The sequence below is a fragment of the Streptomyces hygroscopicus subsp. hygroscopicus genome, assembly GCF_030269125.1.
GTDB classification, from domain to species: Bacteria; Actinomycetota; Actinomycetes; order Streptomycetales; family Streptomycetaceae; genus Streptomyces; species Streptomyces hygroscopicus_C.
Window position 1 is genome coordinate 335795 of sequence record NZ_BSSM01000007.1, and the last position, 15905, is coordinate 351699.

General features: G+C 72.9%; 16 protein-coding genes. 8 read left to right on the plus strand and 8 right to left on the minus strand.

Annotated features, from left to right (window positions below; genetic code table 11):
* Positions 1-7: 7 nt before the first annotated feature.
* Entirely contained in the window at positions 8-418 is a 411-nt protein-coding gene (locus QSK45_RS18555; RefSeq protein ID WP_285558203.1) for a hypothetical protein, read from the plus strand.
* Here QSK45_RS18555 and QSK45_RS18560 read toward each other — a convergent pair.
* Entirely contained in the window at positions 371-1690 is a 1320-nt protein-coding gene (locus QSK45_RS18560) for a streptophobe family protein (protein ID WP_285558204.1), read from the minus strand. The genes QSK45_RS18555 and QSK45_RS18560 overlap by 48 nt on opposite strands.
* Before the next feature lie 176 nt (positions 1691-1866).
* Between QSK45_RS18560 and QSK45_RS18565 the strand changes: the two genes are divergently transcribed.
* Positions 1867-2319: an ATP-binding protein gene (locus QSK45_RS18565; protein WP_285558205.1), complete on the plus strand. Its 453-nt coding sequence runs from the start codon at positions 1867-1869 to the stop codon at positions 2317-2319.
* An 81-nt stretch (positions 2320-2400) separates the two neighbouring features.
* On the opposite strand, the gene QSK45_RS18570 is transcribed toward QSK45_RS18565, so the two are convergent.
* Positions 2401-3288 (minus strand): RNA polymerase sigma factor SigF, encoded by an 888-nt coding sequence (locus QSK45_RS18570; RefSeq protein WP_285558206.1) that lies wholly within the window; start codon positions 3286-3288, stop codon positions 2401-2403.
* A 477-nt stretch (positions 3289-3765) separates the two neighbouring features.
* The gene (locus tag QSK45_RS18575; protein ID WP_285558298.1) at positions 3766-4776 is read right to left on the minus strand and encodes a zinc-binding alcohol dehydrogenase family protein; all 1011 of its coding nucleotides are present in this window, start codon (positions 4774-4776) and stop codon (positions 3766-3768) included.
* Positions 4777-4907: 131 nt separating this feature from the next.
* Between QSK45_RS18575 and QSK45_RS18580 the strand changes: the two genes are divergently transcribed.
* The 5 genes from QSK45_RS18580 (at position 4908) to QSK45_RS18600 (ending at position 8688) form a co-directional block, all read left to right on the plus strand.
* Positions 4908-5702 (plus strand): VOC family protein, encoded by a 795-nt coding sequence (locus QSK45_RS18580; protein WP_285558207.1) that lies wholly within the window; start codon positions 4908-4910, stop codon positions 5700-5702.
* 44 nt (positions 5703-5746) lie between these two features.
* Positions 5747-6445 (plus strand): ribonuclease H family protein, encoded by a 699-nt coding sequence (locus tag QSK45_RS18585; RefSeq protein ID WP_285558208.1) that lies wholly within the window; start codon positions 5747-5749, stop codon positions 6443-6445.
* A 142-nt stretch (positions 6446-6587) separates the two neighbouring features.
* Positions 6588-7571 carry an aldo/keto reductase gene (locus tag QSK45_RS18590; protein ID WP_285558209.1) on the plus strand — a complete coding sequence of 328 codons (984 nt, stop codon included), beginning with the start codon at positions 6588-6590 and terminating at the stop codon, positions 7569-7571.
* A 52-nt stretch (positions 7572-7623) separates the two neighbouring features.
* Positions 7624-8145 (plus strand): DUF6328 family protein, encoded by a 522-nt coding sequence (locus QSK45_RS18595; RefSeq protein ID WP_285558210.1) that lies wholly within the window; start codon positions 7624-7626, stop codon positions 8143-8145.
* 33 nt (positions 8146-8178) lie between these two features.
* Positions 8179-8688: a GNAT family N-acetyltransferase gene (locus QSK45_RS18600; protein ID WP_285558211.1), complete on the plus strand. Its 510-nt coding sequence runs from the start codon at positions 8179-8181 to the stop codon at positions 8686-8688.
* Here QSK45_RS18600 and QSK45_RS18605 read toward each other — a convergent pair.
* The 5 genes from QSK45_RS18605 to QSK45_RS18625 all read right to left on the minus strand — a co-directional run bounded on the left by QSK45_RS18605 (position 8681) and on the right by QSK45_RS18625 (position 13782).
* Positions 8681-9103: an SsgA family sporulation/cell division regulator gene (locus QSK45_RS18605; RefSeq protein WP_285558212.1), complete on the minus strand. Its 423-nt coding sequence runs from the start codon at positions 9101-9103 to the stop codon at positions 8681-8683. The genes QSK45_RS18600 and QSK45_RS18605 overlap by 8 nt on opposite strands.
* Positions 9104-9171: 68 nt before the next feature.
* A complete protein-coding gene (locus QSK45_RS18610; protein WP_285558213.1) occupies positions 9172-10143 on the minus strand; it encodes an LLM class F420-dependent oxidoreductase in 972 nt (323 codons plus the stop codon).
* Between the two features lie 716 nt (positions 10144-10859).
* On the minus strand, positions 10860-11822 hold the full coding sequence (locus QSK45_RS18615) for a threonine/serine dehydratase family protein (protein WP_285558214.1): 963 nt from the start codon (positions 11820-11822) through the stop codon (positions 10860-10862).
* A gap of 19 nt (positions 11823-11841) precedes the next feature.
* On the minus strand, positions 11842-12519 hold the full coding sequence (locus tag QSK45_RS18620) for an AIM24 family protein (RefSeq protein ID WP_285558215.1): 678 nt from the start codon (positions 12517-12519) through the stop codon (positions 11842-11844).
* Between the two features lie 54 nt (positions 12520-12573).
* Positions 12574-13782 carry a serine hydrolase domain-containing protein gene (locus tag QSK45_RS18625; protein WP_285558216.1) on the minus strand — a complete coding sequence of 403 codons (1209 nt, stop codon included), beginning with the start codon at positions 13780-13782 and terminating at the stop codon, positions 12574-12576.
* A 308-nt stretch (positions 13783-14090) separates the two neighbouring features.
* On the opposite strand from QSK45_RS18625, the gene QSK45_RS18630 reads away from it, so the two are divergent.
* The gene (locus QSK45_RS18630) at positions 14091-15875 is read left to right on the plus strand and encodes a M4 family metallopeptidase (protein ID WP_285558218.1); all 1785 of its coding nucleotides are present in this window, start codon (positions 14091-14093) and stop codon (positions 15873-15875) included.
* The last annotated feature ends 30 nt before the right edge of the window (positions 15876-15905 follow it).

The window sequence follows — 15905 nt, forward strand, 5'->3', positions numbered from 1 at the left end:
GTGATACGTGCACGACGAATTCCTGTGCCATGTCACGGCGTACGGGGTGTGCGAGGGCCGGCGCATCGGCGTACCCCTCGGCACCTACCGTGCGCCCACCCTGGCACTGGCTCTGTGGTGGCTGCGTGACCGCGCGTCCTGGATCGCCGAGCGGCTCGACCCCAGTCCGGAGGCGGCCCCCTTCCCGGCGGGGGCGCTGGTGCCGGTCGCCGAGACGGTGGCCGACGTGCCCGCGCTGCTGCGCGCGTGGTGTGCCGACGACGCCCGACAGGAGCGGGTGGCGGACGAGTTGGCGCAGGGGCGGCTGGTGCGGATCGCCGCCAGCGACGACACCACCGAGTACGAACTGCTCGCCGAGTCCGTCGACGCCCTACGGATGCAGCGCACCATCCCCGCGCTGGTGGTGCCGATCGGATGACCGGCGCCCGCGCCGCACCAGCGGGGCGGTGAGGCCGCCCAGGAATCCGGCGACCAGCCCCCACAGCGCCCCCAGGCCCACCGCCTGCCATGTCCGCGGCCGCAGCAGCAGCTCCCCGGACAGGCCGCCGCCCAGGTCGCCGATGCCGAGCAGGGACAGCCCGTAGTGGGCGGAGATCCGGCACAGCACGCAGACCATCAGCACGGTGAGGGCGACCGCGACGGCGAGCCGTACGGCGTGCAGCCACAGCGGGGTCGAGGCCGGTGAGCGCACGGCCGCCCGGACGGCGACCGCGAGCAGCAGCACCCCGGCCGCCACCGGCAGCCAGGCCGTACGGGCGTCGTAGTCGGTCAGGGTGCGCAGGTTCACCTCGGAGACGTCCGGGGTGCGCAGCAGCACGTCCAGGATGTGCGGCACCGGCAGCCCGAACGGGCCGTCCACCCGGCCGTTCCAGGTCGCCCCGAGGCCGATGGTCAGGGCGGGCCAGACCAGGTTGGGCAGGCCGAGCAGGATCAGCGCGAAGGTCGTCCGGGCGTGCCCGTGGGTGGCCGCCGTGACGAGCGCGACCACGAGCCCGACGACGACGGCGGCCAGCAGCAGCTCCACCATCGCGCGGGCGGCGGGTCGCGCCCGCTCCCGCCACCGGGCCCATCGCCCGGCCGGCGGCACACGGCGCGCGACCAGCAGCGCCACCAGGAGCACCCAGGCGAGCCACAGCAGCGCGAACAGCATGGTGAGCGGCACGTCCGCCCAGAAGCCGATCCGCGGCTCCGCCTGGAACAGACCGGTCAGATCGCTGAGGGTGCCGCTGCCCACGTCGACGGCGAAGGTCTGCCGGGCGGCGAAGGCGAGCCCGGTCAGCGCGAGCAGCCACAGCACGACGATCCGGGCGCCCCACCCGGCCAGTTCCCCGGCCGAGGCCACCGTCCGGTGCCGCAGCGGGCGCAGGAATCCCGAGCCGATCACCAGGGCACCGGCCAGCGCCACGGACAGGGGGAGTACCGTGATCCCGGCTTCGGTCCTGGCCAGGGCGCCCGCGTCCCCGGCGAGCCGCACGCTGCCGCCGACCGCGGTGACCACGGTCGCGGCCAGCACCCGGGGGAACGCTCCGTCCGGCAGGCCCGCCGCACCCGCCGCCCACAGCCCGGCCGCGGCCACCAGCACCATCACCGCGAGCCCGGTCAGTACCACGGCCAGGGCCTCGGGCCAGCCGTGCCGGGCGGCGGGCCGCGCGCAGACGGTCACAGGGCTCACGCCTGCCACGCTAAGCATCGGCCGGGCACCCCGCCCGCCGAGTGGTCCGTCCGCGTCGGCACCCCGGGCGGGGCGTGACGCTCGCCACTGTGCGCGGACGGCGAACGCCTGGACTGCGGGCCCCGACTCGGGGTAGGAGGACTGGTGCGAATACGACCGAACGGACGAGGCCGCCGGCCCGTGAGAGAGACAGCATGACCGAGCATCTGGACGGGGCAGTGATACCGACCGGTTTCGACGTACCCGTCGAGCCGCTGCGACGTGCGACGCATTTCACCGGCGAACCCGGCTGCATCGCCGAGGCGCGGGCCTTCGCGGCCCGCTTCCTCGAGCAGTTGCGTACCGAGTGGTGCGCGACGATCGACCGCGGTGCGGACGGCGAGCTGCTCCTGCTGGTCAGCGAGCTGGTCACCAACGCCGACCGGCACAGCAGCGGTCCCTACATCCTGGAGCTGGAGGGCACGGACACGTTCGTCAGGGTGTCCGTCTGCGACAGCAGTACGGCCTTGCCCCACCGCTTCCCGAAGAACCCGCAGCGCGTCGGCCGGCACGGCCTGGAGATCGTGCACGCGCTCGCCGCCGAGGTCGCCGTGGAGCGGGTCCCGGTCGGCAAGCGCGTGATCGCCCGCTTCGAGCTGAGGCGCTGAGCGCCCGGACCCACGTCCCGGGCGCTCAGCCTTCCGAAGTGCCGGGCGCCGGAGCGGAGCCCCGGTCGCCCGGCCGCCTGGCTAGGCGCAGCCCAGCTCGCCCAGCATGCCCTGCCGCAGCCGGGTGATGATCCGCTTGATCAGCCGCGAGACGTGCATCTGGGAGCAGCCGAGCTGTTCCCCGATCTCCGCCTGCGTGGCCTCCTCCACGAACCGCAGATGGATGATCCGCCGGTCCCGCTCGTTCAGCTCGGCCATCAACGGCGCGAGCGCGTGGAAGTCCTCCACCAGGCGCAGCCCCTCCTCCTCCACGCCGATGAAGTCCGCGAGCACCGCCTCGCCGTCCTCGGGGCCGTCGCCGGTGAGCGCGGCGTCCAGGGAGGAGGAGTTGTAGCCGTTGGCGGCGAGCTGCCCCTCGACCACCTCGTCCTCGGAGATGTTCATCAGCGTGGCCAGCTCGGCGACCGTCGGGTCGCGGTCGAGCCGGCTGGACAGCTCCTCGCGCGCCTTGGCCAGCTCCACCCGCAGCTCCTGGAGCCGCCGCGGGACGTGCACCGCCCAGGTGGTGTCGCGGAAGAACCGCTTGATCTCGCCGACGATGTACGGCAGCGCGAACGAGGTGAACTCCACCTCCCGGGCCAGCTCGAACCGGTCGATGGCCTTGATCAGGCCGATCATGCCGGTCTGGACGATGTCCTCCATGTCGTCGCCGCGTCCCCGGAACCGGCCGGCCGCGAACCGCACGAGCGACATGTTCATCTCGATGAGCGTGTTCCGCGCGTACTGGTACTCGTGGGTCCCCTCCTCCAGCTCGGCGAGCCGACGGAAGAACTGGCGGGACAGCGCGCGCGCGTCCCGCGGGGCCACGGAGGCGGGGTCTGCGATGCCGGGCAGTGTTCCCGCGTCCGCCCCTTCCTGCCCGGTCCTCTCGGTGACCGCTGTCTGCGACCGCATCCCGGCGGTTTCCATTACCTCTCCCACGAAAGTCACGGTTCGACGTCTGCCCTTTTCGGCCTCTGCGTCCGGTACCTGCGCTGCTGTGTCCACGGCGCGTACCCCGGATCCGGCAGTTCATTCCCGCCGGTGGGGTCGCTTACGGCGCGGGTACCCCCGGTGACACGACGCATGCGTTCGGCGTACGGCACTGGCGCGAAACCGCCGCTCGCCCCCGCGACCTCGCCGAGCCCGGAGAACCACCGTCCGCCCGCTCACCGCCCCCGCGGGCCCCGGAAGAACGCCGCACCGAGCCGGGGCGGTCAGCGCCGCTCGTGCGCCGGGTCCGGGACCGCGCCGGGGTGCCGGGGCGCGGACCACCAGTTCGGTGCCCAGCCGGACCACCAGTTCGGTGCCCAGCCGGAACACGGCGTTCTTCGAGCTTCCGCGTGCATCCGTCTGCGTTCACGGCGGCCGTCCGAGCGCCTCCGCGCCCGCGCTGTCGAGGGGATCTCAGCCCTCTGGGGAAGTCACCAGCACCGCCGCGCCGTCGAAACGGCCCGCCTTCAGATCGCGCAGGGCCTCGGGGGCCCGGTCGAGCGGATAGGGGTGGGTGGTCGCGCGGACACCGTACCGGGCCGCCAGGGCGAGGAACTCCCGCCCGTCCGCGCGGGTGTTGGCGGTGACGCTGCGCAACTCCTTCTCGTAGAACAGGTCCGTCTCGTAGTGCAACGGCGGTACGTCGCTGAGGTGGATGCCCGCGAGCGCCAGCACCCCGCCCCGGTCCAGGGCGCGCAGCGCCACCGGCACCAGGTCGCCGACCGGGGCGAAGAGGATCGCCGCGTCCAGCGGCTCAGGCGGCGGCTCGTCCAGGTCCCGCGCGGAGGCCGCGCCCAGCTCCAGGGCGAGCGCCCGCGAGACCTCGTCCCGGGTGATCACATGCACGGTGGCGCCCTCGGCGAGCGCGACCTGCGCGCACAGGTGGGCGCTGCCCCCGAAGCCGTACAGGCCGAGGCGGCCGCCCCGCGGCAGCGCGGTGCGGCGCAGCGCGCGGAATCCGATGATCCCGGCGCACAGCAGCGGCGCCGCCGACACGTCGTCCAGCGCCTCGGGCAGCCGGTAGGCGAAGGCGGCCGGCACGGTGGTGTAGTCCGCGTAGCCCCCGTCCGCGTCCCACCCGGTGTACTGCGAGCGCGGGCACAGGTTCTCGGCGCCCCGCGCGCAGTAGGCGCACACCCCGTCGGTGCGGCGCAGCCAGGCCACCCCCACCCGGTCGCCCGGCGCGAAGCCGAAGACCTGCGAGCCGAGCCCGGCCACCTCGCCGACGACCTCGTGCCCGGGGGTCACCCCGGCCCGGCGCACCGGCAGATCGCCCTCGGTGACATGCAGATCGGTCCGGCACACCCCACACGCCCGCACCCGTACCAGCAGCTCGTCCGGTCCCGGGGTGGGCACCGGTCGCTCCACCAGCTTCAGCGGCTCGCCCTCGACCGGTCCCCGCGCCACCACCGACCACGCCCGCATCGTCATCGCCCGTCCCTTCGGCAGACCGCCGGTGTCCCCAGTGTCCGACAGCTCCCCGCTCGGCGCGCGGCCCCACCTCGGGCTGGCTAGCGTGAGACGGGGACCGCGACCACACCAGGAGGGCGGCGAGCATGGCCGTACAACCCGAGGGAACCCCCTGCTGGGCCGACGCGATGTTCACCGACCTGGAGGGCGCCGAGAGGTTCTACGGTGACGTCCTCGGCTGGACCTTCGGCGACTCCTCGGCGGAGTACGGCCACTACACCCAGGCGCGCGTGGACGGGAGGGCCGTCGCCGCCCTCGTCCCGCCCATGCCGGGCCAGGAGGGACAGTCGCAGTGGTGCCTGTACTTCGCCTCGCCGGACGCCGCCGCCACCGCCGAGAAGGTGCGGCACAGCGGCGGTGACGTGCTGATGGAGCCGATGCGGATCGGCGACCTCGGCACCATGTGCCTGGCCCGCGAGCCCAGCGGGGCCGTGTTCGGGATCTGGCAGGCGGGCACCCACGAGGGCTTCGAGGAGACGGCGGCCCCGGGCGCCTACTGCTGGGCCGAGGTGTTCACCCGGGAACCGGAGAAGGCGGACGCGTTCTTCGCCGCGGTCTTCCCGTACCGGACGAAGGACCTCGTGGACGACGCGGTGGACTTCCGGATGTACGCCGTCGGCGAGGAGACGGTGCTCGGCCGGATGCGGATGACCGACGACTTCCCGCCCGAGGTGCCCTCGTACATCAACGTCTACTTCACCGTCGCCGACTGCGACGAGGCCGTCGCGAAGGCGACCAGGCTCGGCGGCGTCGTCCGTTTCGGGCCGATGAGCAGCCCCTTCGGCCGCTTCGCGGCGCTCGGTGATCCGCAGGGCGCCACCTTCTCGGTGATCGACACCACGACCACCGAGGGGGAGATGCCGCGGATCAGGGAGGCCTGAGCGGGGCCCCGGCCGTCCGGACCGGGCACCCGCACCGTCGTGGGATGATCGTGCGCATGCGTGAACGAGTGGTGGCCGCGTGCGACGGGGCTTCGAAGGGGAACCCCGGACCGGCCGGATGGGCATGGGTGGTCTCGGACGACGACGAGCGGACGCCCGCTCGCTGGGAGGCGGGCCCGCTCGGCCGGGCCACCAACAACGTCGCCGAACTCACCGCCCTGGAGCGGCTGTTGAGTTCCGTCGACCCGACCGTGGAGCTGGAGGTCCGGATGGACTCCCAGTACGCGATGAAGGCCGTCACCACCTGGCTGCCGGGCTGGAAGCGCAACGGCTGGAAGACCTCCGCCGGAAAGCCGGTCGCCAACCAGGAACTGGTGGTCCGCATCGACGCGCTCCTCGACGGCCGCTCGGTGGAGTTCCGCTACGTCCCGGCCCATCAGGTCGACGGCGACCCGCTCAACGACTTCGCCGACCGCGCGGCCAGCCAGGCCGCCTCCGCGCAGGAGCCGGCGGGCAGCGAACTGGGCTCGCCGGTGCCCCCGCCCTCGCCCGACACGCCCAAGTCGGCCGCCCCGCGCAAGAAGACGGTCCGCCGCTCCGGGGGCGCGTCCTCGTCGTCCCGCACCATCAAGGCGAAGTTCCCCGGGCGCTGCGTCTGCGGCCGCTCCTACGCGGCGGGCGAGTCCATCGCCAAGAACGCGCAGGGGTGGGGACATCCGGAGTGCCGTACGGCACAGGTCTGAGGAACCCGACCACGACGGCGACATCACGCGGCCCCACTCGCCGTCGCCGCCGTCCCCTCCCGCGCGGGCGCGCCGCGGGCACAGGCCGGTGACCGGAGCGCTCCGTTCCGCGGGACCGGGTGCCGGATGACAGACTGTGGTCATGGACGAACGTGTAATCGACAGGTCGGGTCAGCGGGTGTCGGTGGTGGGTCTCGGCACCTGGCAGCTGGGGGCGGACTGGGGCGACGTGGCCGAGAAGGACGCCCTGGCCGTCCTGGAGGCCGCGGCCGAAGCCGGGGTCACCTTCTTCGACACCGCCGACGTCTACGGCGACGGACGCAGCGAGCGGACGATCGCCGCCTTCCTCGGCGGCCGCCCCGATCTGCATGTGCTGGTGGCCACCAAGATGGGCCGCCGCGTCGACCAGATCCCCGAGAACTACGTCCTCGACAACTTCCGTGCCTGGAACGACCGTTCGCGACGCAACCTCGGCGTCGACCGGATCGACCTGGTGCAGCTGCACTGCCCGCCCACCCCGGTCTACTCCACCGACGCCGTGTACGACGCGCTGGACACCCTGGTCGAGGAGGAGCGTGTCGCCGCGTACGGCGTGAGCGTGGAGACCTGCGCCGAGGCGCTGGCCGCGATCGCCCGGCCGAACGTGGCCAGCGTGCAGATCATCCTCAACCCGTTCCGCATGAAGCCGCTGCGCGAGGTCCTGCCCGCCGCCCGCGCGGCCGGTGTCGGCATCATCGCCCGGGTACCGCTCGCCTCCGGGCTGCTGTCCGGCAATTACACGAAGGACACCGTCTTCGCCGCCGACGACCACCGCACCTTCAACCGGCACGGCGAGGCGTTCGACCAGGGCGAGACCTTCTCCGGCGTCGACTACGAGACGGGCGTGGAGGCGGCGGCCGAGTTCGCGGCGCTCGCTCCCGAGGGCTGCACCCCGGCCCAGCTGGCGCTGCGCTGGATCATCGGGCAGGAGGGCGTCACCACGGTGATCCCCGGCGCCCGCAACCCCGAGCAGGCCCGTGCCAACGCGACCGCCGCCAAGATGCCGCCGCTGCCGCGGGAGACGTTCACCGCGATCCGCGACCTGTACGAGCGACGCGTCAAGGAACAGGTCGAGCACCGCTGGTAGTGGCGCGGCCGCGCACCGTTTGAAGGAACGGCCGGGCGGTTACTTGCATCGCATGACCAAGGAAGGACGCCGGGAAGGACACACGGAGGGACGCCGCACAGGGCGGGACGAGACCGAGGAGGAGCGGGCCGACCGGATGTGGGGTGAACTCATCCAGGAGGTCCGCGTCGCCCAGACGGGCGTGCAGATCCTGTTCGGCTTCCTGCTGACCGTCGTCTTCCAGCCGAAGTACGCCCGGCTGCCCGACGTCGACCAGCAGATCTACATCGTCACCGTGGTCCTCGGCTCCTGCGCCACCGGCGCCCTCATCGGACCGGTCTCGCTGCACCGCCTGGTCTCCGGCCGCCGGGTCAAGCCCCGGGCGGTGCGCATCGCCTCCCGGCTGACCTTCGTCGGCCTGGTGCTGCTGCTGGCCACCATGACCTCCGCGCTGCTGCTCATCCTCCGGGTGGCCACCCACGACGGCTATGTGCCGTGGCTGGTCGCGGCCGTCGTCGCCTGGTACCTCCTGTGCTGGTACGGCATTCCGCTGTGGGCCCGCCGCCGCCACACCACCCGGACGGAAAACCGGTGACGGCCCGGCGCACGGGCTCCGTAGGGTTCCGCCATGCCGGAACTCCAGTTGCTCCGCCCTGACCACGCCCCCGCGCTGCTCGCCTTCGAGCGGGAGAACCGGGCGTACTTCGCCGCCTGGGTCCCCGACCGCGGCGACGACTACTTCGCCCGGTTCGCCGAGCGGCTCCGCGCCCTGCTCGCCGAGCAGGAGGCGGGCATCTGCTATTTCCACGTCCTCGTCGGCCCGGCCGGGGAGATCCTCGGCCGGGTCAACCTCGTGGACGTGGAAGACGGCGGCGCCGACCTCGGCTACCGGATCGCCGAGCGTGCCGCGGGCCGGGGCCTGGCCACCCGGGCGGTGCGGGACCTGTGCGTCCGGGCCGCGGACACGTACGGCCTGACCTTTCTGAAGGCCGCGGCCAGGCGGGACAACCTGGCCTCGCGGGCCGTGCTGTCCCGCACGGGGTTCACCGTCGTCGGCGAGACCCGGCTGTCCGGCCGGCCCGGCCTCACCTACCGCCGCCCACTCGGGGACGTCTCCCGAGCAGGGTCGGTCACGTAGCGAGGATGTCCGCCAGCAGCTCGTCCACCGGGGCACGTTCACGACCCGGCGGCACGATCTCCCCGGTCTCGCGCAGGAACGCGGCGACCGCCGGCGCCCAGGCGTACACCACCGCGCGCTGCCGCCCGCCGTCCGGGCGCCGGTCCCCGAGGAACTCCAGGCGCAGCTCGTGCCACATTCCGGTGCGGGCCGGGCGCAGCCGTACGTCACCGACACCGACCGGCCTGGTGAGGCCCTCGGCGAGCATGTCGCGGTCGAGGCGCCATCGGGCGAGGACATGGCCGTCGTGGGCGAAGACGGCCGTGACGGCGTACGGGTCGGCGGCGTCGTAGCCCAGGTGGACGAAGACCGGGAAGCGGCCGGTGCCGGGGGTGTGGAGCTGCACCACCAGGGTCTTGTGCACGAACGTGTTCACGCGGGGGCCTCCGGGACGATCGGCGTAGAGCCCTCGGGTACCCCGGTTCCGCCGCCGTCGAGCACCCGTCAGCCGAGCGCCTCCCGCAGCGCGGGCAGCAGGGTCTTCGCCGACCAGTCCAGGAACTCCGGCTGGGTGTCGCCGCCGATCTGCACCAGGGCGACCTCCTCGAACCCCGCCTCCGCGTACGGGCGTACGGCCTCGACGAAGGCGTCGGGGTCGTCGCCGCACGGGACGGAGGAAGCCACGTCGTCGGGGGTCACGAACCCGGTCGCGGACTCGAAGGAGTCGGGATGCGGCAGTTCCGCGTTCACCTTCCAGCCGAGCCCGAACCAGCGGAACTGGGCGTGGGCCCGCTTGACGGCCGTGTCCCGGTCGGGGTCGTAGCTCACCGGCAGCTGTCCGACACGGGGTTTGCCGCTGCCGCCGCTGCGGTCGAAGGCCTCCAGCAGGCCGGGCTTCGGCTCGGTCGCGATCAGCAGGTCGCCGAGCTGTCCGGCGATCCGGCAGGACCGCTCGCCGGAGACCGCGATGCCGATCGGCGGCGGTTCCTCGGGCACGTCCCACAGCCGGGCCGACTCCACCTGGTAGTGCCGCCCGTGATGGGTGAGGTGATCGCCCCCGAACAGCGCCCGGATGATCCGCACGGCCTCTTCCAGCATCTCGTGGCGCACGTCCACCGGAGGCCAGCCGCCGCCCACCACATGCTCGTTCAGGTTCTCGCCCGCGCCGAGTCCGAGCCGGAACCTGCCCTCGGACAGCAGTTGCACGGTGGCCGCCTTCTGAGCCACCACGGCCGGATGGTAGCGCCGGATGGGGCAGGTCACGTAGGTCATCAGCGGAATGCGTGAGGTGGCCTGCGCGGCGGCGCCCAGCACGCTCCACGCGTAGGGGGAGTGCCCCTGTGCGCGCAGCCACGGAAAGTAGTGGTCCGAGGTCACCGAGAAGTCGAACCCGGCCTCCTCGGCACGTACCACATGCTCCACCAGGTCCCGGGGCCCGGCCTGCTCGGTCATCATCGTGTATCCGATTCGCACCATGCGCGCCGAGTCCCCGGTGCGGGCCCCACGAAAACGGCGGGCTCCCGCCGGCCGGCCGCTCCCGCCCGGACACGGCCGTCCCGACCGCCGTCCGAGGGGACCGACGGGTGGGCCCGCCGCACCCCGGCAGACCCACCGCGGCCCGGCTCGGCCGGCTCGCGGCCAGGGTGCCGGGCAGAGCGCGGAGCGCGTGCGACGGGGGTGCACAGGGGGCGGCGGCGGCTTTCTGCCGCACCCGTTCATACCGGCACCGCGGAGACCGCCGGGCCCTCACCGCGGGCGGCTCGGCCCGCCGCACACCGACGGGCCCACCGCGGGCTGGCCCGGCCCCTCGCAGGCGGGTGGTGGAAGTGGCCATGCCTGCGAGGGTCTTGCCGTAGTCGGGGGCCTGCCGAGGGGCTGCCGGCTCGCCGCTGCGGCTCGGCTCACCGCGGGCCGCCGCGACCGCCAGGGACCTGTGGCCCGCCGCACACCGGCAGGTCCGGCGCGGGCCGTCGGCCGGTCGCGGAACGAGAGGGGCCCACGGCAGACGGGCGGGGCTGCCGCGTACCCATCGGCCTGGCGCGGACCGGCCGGAGCGTGCCAACGGGTCCACCCCGGGCCCCAGGGGCCACGCCGACCGGGGACCGGCGGGGCCCAGGGCCGCCCGAAGTGGTTCGTCGCGCCCCGGCTCGGGCCGCCGCGACCGGAGGGCGCTCGTCGTGCCCCGGCTCGGGCTACCGCAGTCCGAAGCGGTCCGCCCAGCCGGTCACCTCGCTCAGGGTCGTGTTGCCGCCGCACACCACGAGGCCGAGACGGGCGCCGGTGCCGACCCGGGCCACCACCTCGCGGGCCGCCGGGAGCAGGCACCCCGCGGCCGGTTCGGCCCACACCTTGGCGTGGTCGGCCAGCTCCAGGCAGCCCCGTACGGCCTCCCGGTCGGGCACCACCAGCACCTCCTCGACCAGCTCGGAGACATGGTCGTACGTCAGCCGGGACACCGCGGGCGCGCTGAGCGTGGTGACCAGCGAGGACAGCGGTACGGGCACCGGGCCGTCCGCCTTCAGCGCGGCCGACATCGACTCGGCGCCCTCCGTCTCCACGCCCCACACCCGTACCTCGGGCCGCCGGGCCCGCAGCGCCGCCGCGATGCCCGAGATCAGCCCGCCCCCGCCGATGCTGACGACGACGTCCGTCAGCTCCTCCCCGGCGTCCTCGGCCAGTTCGAGCCCGACGGTGCCCTGCCCGGCGATCACCGCCGGGTCGTCGAACGGGTGGACCAGGGTCAACCCCTCGTCCGCGAGCCGCACCCCCAACTCGAAGGCGCTGTCCATGCCGTCGGTCAGCCGCAGCGACGCCCCGGCCTCCTCGGCGAGCGCGAGGGACCGCGCGGGCGCGGTGCGGGGCATCACCACGGTGGCCTTCACGTCGAGGGCCGCCGCCATCACCGCCAGCGCGATCCCGTGGTTGCCGCCGCTGACCGCGACCACGCCCGCCGCCCGCTCGGCCTCGCCCAGCGACAGCAGCTTCGCCACGGCCCCGCGGGCCTTGAACGAACCGGTGCGCTGGAGCAGTTCGAGCTTGACGGTGACCGGGACGCCGAGGAGCGCGCCCAGGCCGGGGCTCGCCACGGTCGGCGTCCGCACCACGTGCGGGGCGATCAGCCGGGCCGCCGCTTCGATCTCGGAGATGCCGATCACGGCGTCCCGCCCTTCTCGTTCAGTGCTGCTGCGACTTGTGCTGGGGCAGCTCGCTCGGGCGTACGACGACGACGCCCTCGCCCTGGAGCATCAGCTGCACGGCCTCGCCGGAGCCGCCGCGCAGCATCGAGCCTATCGACTGCGAGCGGTGCAGCGAGGTCTCCAGCCGTGCGGTCCAGCCGACCACCGCGTCCGTGTCCACGTACACCGGCTGCTCCGGCGAGACCGGGATGACCAGTGGATTGCCCTCGCAGACCAGGCCGAGCCGGCCGTGCCCGCTGAACACGCTGTTGAACAGGCCGCCCGCGGTGATGCCCGAGCCCTTGACCGTCTTGATCTCGTACGACAGCGACGGGTCGAAGCACAGCACGTGACGGCCGCCCACGGTGAACCGGTCGCCGGGCTCGACCTCCACGATGAAGCAGTTCTGCGCCTCGTGCGCGAGCCAGACCTCGCCCTGCCCGCGGACCGCCATCAAGGGCAGCCCCTCCCCGGTGACCGCGCGCTTGAGCATGCCTCCGACGCCCTGGCCCTTGCGCTCGAAGCGCAGGTCGCCGCGGTGGGCGACCATCGCGCCCTGCCGGGCGTACATCTCGCCGTCCACCGCGTACCTGAGGCACTTGGCGTTCTCGACGGACATCCCGGGTTCGGTGGCCGCCTGCACCATGTGCCGACTGGAGAAAAGATCACCCTTCATGGGTGCATCCTGACCCGTGGGCACGGCTTCTGCCAAGATCAGGACCGGCCGGGCCTACTCCTTGCCCGAAGCCTCCGGCCACCGCTTGCCCTGTTTCCCGCAGAACGCCGAATCCAGCACCCCCGCAAGCGCCTTGAGGACCTTGCCGTTGTTCGAGGTGGTGGCGACGGCCGCCACGCTGCGGCCGCCGTCCTTCGTCGCGAAGGCGTACGTGTAGTAGCCCTGCACCGTCCCCGTGTGCCCGTACACCGAGATCCCGCACGACAGATCGCGACGGCGCAGCCCGAGCCCGTACGCGGTGGTGGCGTCGACCCGGTTCATCTTCTCCATCTCGGCGAGCCGCGCGGCGGACATCAACCTGCCGCCGAGCAGCGCGCGGTAGAACGTGTCGAGGTCCCGTGCGCTGGAGATGATCGCGCCCGCGCTCTGCGCCCACGACACCGTCTGGTCGGTCGAGTCCACCAGCGGATCGCCCGCCCGGTCGGGGGTGAGGTAGCCATGGGCGTGCGTGCCCGGGATCGTGGTGCCGGGGTGGACGTAGAACGTGTCGCGCAGCTTCAGCGGCCCGAAGACGCGCTTCTCGTACTCGGTGCGCACCGAGTGCCCGGTGAGCTTCTCGATGAGCATGCCCGCGACGACGAAGTTGGTGTTGGAGTACGAGTACGCCGCGCCCGGCGCGTTGGTGCGCGGGTGCCTCAGGGACAGCGCCACCAACTCGCGGTAAGTGAACACCCGGTCGCGGACCGCCTCGAACCCCGCGACGCTCTCGGCGAACATGTCGTTCGTGAAGTCGTACAGCCCGCTGCGGTGGCTCAGCACCTGACGCACCGTGATCCGGTCGTCCGGCAGCAGCCCCGGCAGATAGCGGTTGACCGGCGCGTCCAGGGTCAGCCGGTGCTCGTCGACGAGTTGCAGCAGCACGACGGCCGAGAACGTCTTGGTGACGCTGCCGACCCGGAACCGGTCGCCGGCGCCCATGGCGCGCCGGGTGCCGCGGTCGGCGAGCCCGTGCGTCGCCCGGTACACCGTGCCGTGGTCGTCGATCCGGGCCAGCGCGCCCGGCGCCCCCGCGGCCACCGCCGACCGCAGCACCGCGGCCAGGCCCGCCGTGTCCGGTGCCGGAAGGCCCGCCGCCGCGGGGGACTTCACCCCTGCGGCCGCGGGCGGCCTCGGCTCCCCGGTCGCGGCCCGCGCCGGGACCGCGAGCAGCGACAGCGCCACCGCTCCGAGGACCGCACCCCTGCTCACCCTGGCTGACACCATCGGGCACCCACTCCCATCCGTCCGTCCGTCGATGCGACATCGGTCACATTCCGGCCTGGGAACCTAGGGGATCGAGGCCACGTCTCCACAGCCGACACACAGTTGGTCATATCTCGATCACTCTGCGGCGCTCATTTGCAAAGGATTGCCCTAGAGGGTCGCGAAATGGATCATTCCGGCTTTACGTGCACATGACTGATCGGCAAGGGTGAACCCTCGGGGCCCGACCAGCCCCCTGGCGCCGAAGCGCGCCATGCCGCAGGGCGGTTGACGAACCACCGCCCTCCACAGAAGGAATCCTGATCAGATTGCGTAAACCGCACATACGCTCGGTGGCGGTCGCCGTCGCGGTGGTCACCGCTGCCACGGGCCTGGCCGGTACGGCCTTCGCGGGGCCCTCCACGGGGGAGGCGCGCTCCGTCGCGTCCGCCACGAACGCCGACGCCGTGGTGGCCGCGGCCCGCACCGCGGCCTTCGCGCACGCGGGTGCGACCGGCGTCTCGACGGGCGACGAACTGCACGCCCAGGACGTCATGCTGGACCCCGAGGGCGCCCGGCACGTCCGCTTCGAGCGCACCCACGACGGCCTGCCGGTGCTCGGCGGTGACCTGGTGGTCCACCTCGACCACAAGCTCGCCTACACCGGTGTGACCCGCGCCGCCGACCAGACCGTCAAGCCGGCCGCCGCCACCAAGGCCAAGCTGACCGCGGATCAGGCCGCCGCCACGGCCGCGCGGGCCGCCAAGGGCGAGGCGGGCACCGCCCAGCTCGTCGTGGACGCCCGCGACGGTGCCTCCGCGCTCGCCTACCAGGTGACCGTGACCGACCAGGACGGCACCAACACCGTCGTGGTCGACGCCGTCACCGGCAAGGTGCGCAGCAACACCCCCGACAGCGACCAGTTCCTGTCGCCGAAGCTGGTCAAGAGCCTTCAGGAGAAGGGCGTGACGGCGGACCCGGTCATCGGTGCCGCCCGCAGCGCCGCCCTGGCCCGCGCGGGTGCCCCCACCGGCGCCACGGCCGCGTACCCGTCGGCCGCGAGCGGCACCGGCAAGACGCTCTACGTCGGCAGCGTCGGCCTGACCACCACGCAGACCTCGCGCGGCCACTACCTGCTCGCCGACCCGAGCCGGTACGGCAGCGAGGTGCGCGACGCCAAGGGCAAGAGCACGGAGAGCTTCGGGGCCGGCACGAAGTTCACCGGCACCACCAACGTGTGGGGCAACGGCACGACCGCCAACCGTGCCAGCGCCGCCGCGGATGCCCAGTACGGCATCACCAAGACGCTGGACTTCTACAAGAAGACCTTCGGCCGCAAGGGCATCGCGAACGACAGCAAGGCCGCCCACGGGATGGTCCACTGGGGCAACAAGGTCGCCAACGCCTTCTGGGACCCGACCTGCACCTGCATGCTGTACGGCGACGGTGACGGGCAGACGTTCAAGAAGCCGCTGGTCGTCCTCGACGTCACCGGTCACGAGCTGACCCACGGCGTGGTGGACGCGACCGCCAAGCTGGAGCCGACCTTCGTCGACTCCAACGGCAACCAGTACGGCGAGCCGGGCGCGCTCAACGAGTCGCTGGCGGACATCTTCGGCTCCAACGTCGAGTTCTACGCCAACAACAAGCAGGACACCCCCGACTACCTGATCGGCGAGAAGCTGGGCCTTTCGCAGAAGTTCCTGCGCCGCCTGGACCACCCCTCGCTCGACAAGCTCGAGGGCACGATCGACTACTGGACGCCGGACACCTACTACACCGAGGTGCACGCCGGTTCCGGTGTCTCGTCGCACGCCTACTACCTCCTCGCGGAGGGCAGCGGCAAGAAGACGATCAACGGCGTCGCGTACAACTCGCCGACGTACGACAAGTCCACGGTCACGGGCATCGGCCGCGCCAAGGCCACCGCGATCTTCTACCGTGCGCTGACCCGCTACATGGTCTCCACGACCGACTTCCACGACGCGCGCGTCGCGACGCTGAAGGCGGCCAAGGACCTGTACGGCGCGAGCAGCACCGAGTACAAGACGGTGGACAAGGCGTGGGCCGCGGTCGACGTGACCGCCGCCAACACGCCGGCCGCCAAGCACTGACGGCCTGCGCGCACGACCGGATGCCCCGCC

What these genes read in the sequence shown, in the direction of transcription:
- QSK45_RS18560 (WP_285558204.1), bottom strand. Translation starts at nt 1,690, where the DNA reads ATGCTTAGCGTGGCAGGCGTGAGCCCTGTGACCGTCTGCGCGCGGCCC.
- QSK45_RS18565 (WP_285558205.1), top strand. Translation starts at nt 1,867, where the DNA reads ATGACCGAGCATCTGGACGGGGCAGTGATACCGACCGGTTTCGACGTA.
- QSK45_RS18570 (WP_285558206.1), bottom strand. Translation starts at nt 3,288, where the DNA reads ATGGAAACCGCCGGGATGCGGTCGCAGACAGCGGTCACCGAGAGGACC.
- QSK45_RS18575 (WP_285558298.1), bottom strand. Translation starts at nt 4,776, where the DNA reads ATGCGGGCGTGGTCGGTGGTGGCGCGGGGACCGGTCGAGGGCGAGCCG.
- QSK45_RS18580 (WP_285558207.1), top strand. Translation starts at nt 4,908, where the DNA reads ATGGCCGTACAACCCGAGGGAACCCCCTGCTGGGCCGACGCGATGTTC.
- QSK45_RS18585 (WP_285558208.1), top strand. Translation starts at nt 5,747, where the DNA reads ATGATCGTGCGCATGCGTGAACGAGTGGTGGCCGCGTGCGACGGGGCT.
- QSK45_RS18590 (WP_285558209.1), top strand. Translation starts at nt 6,588, where the DNA reads ATGGACGAACGTGTAATCGACAGGTCGGGTCAGCGGGTGTCGGTGGTG.
- QSK45_RS18595 (WP_285558210.1), top strand. Translation starts at nt 7,624, where the DNA reads ATGACCAAGGAAGGACGCCGGGAAGGACACACGGAGGGACGCCGCACA.
- QSK45_RS18600 (WP_285558211.1), top strand. Translation starts at nt 8,179, where the DNA reads ATGCCGGAACTCCAGTTGCTCCGCCCTGACCACGCCCCCGCGCTGCTC.
- QSK45_RS18610 (WP_285558213.1), bottom strand. Translation starts at nt 10,143, where the DNA reads ATGGTGCGAATCGGATACACGATGATGACCGAGCAGGCCGGGCCCCGG.
- QSK45_RS18620 (WP_285558215.1), bottom strand. Translation starts at nt 12,519, where the DNA reads ATGAAGGGTGATCTTTTCTCCAGTCGGCACATGGTGCAGGCGGCCACC.
- QSK45_RS18625 (WP_285558216.1), bottom strand. Translation starts at nt 13,782, where the DNA reads ATGGTGTCAGCCAGGGTGAGCAGGGGTGCGGTCCTCGGAGCGGTGGCG.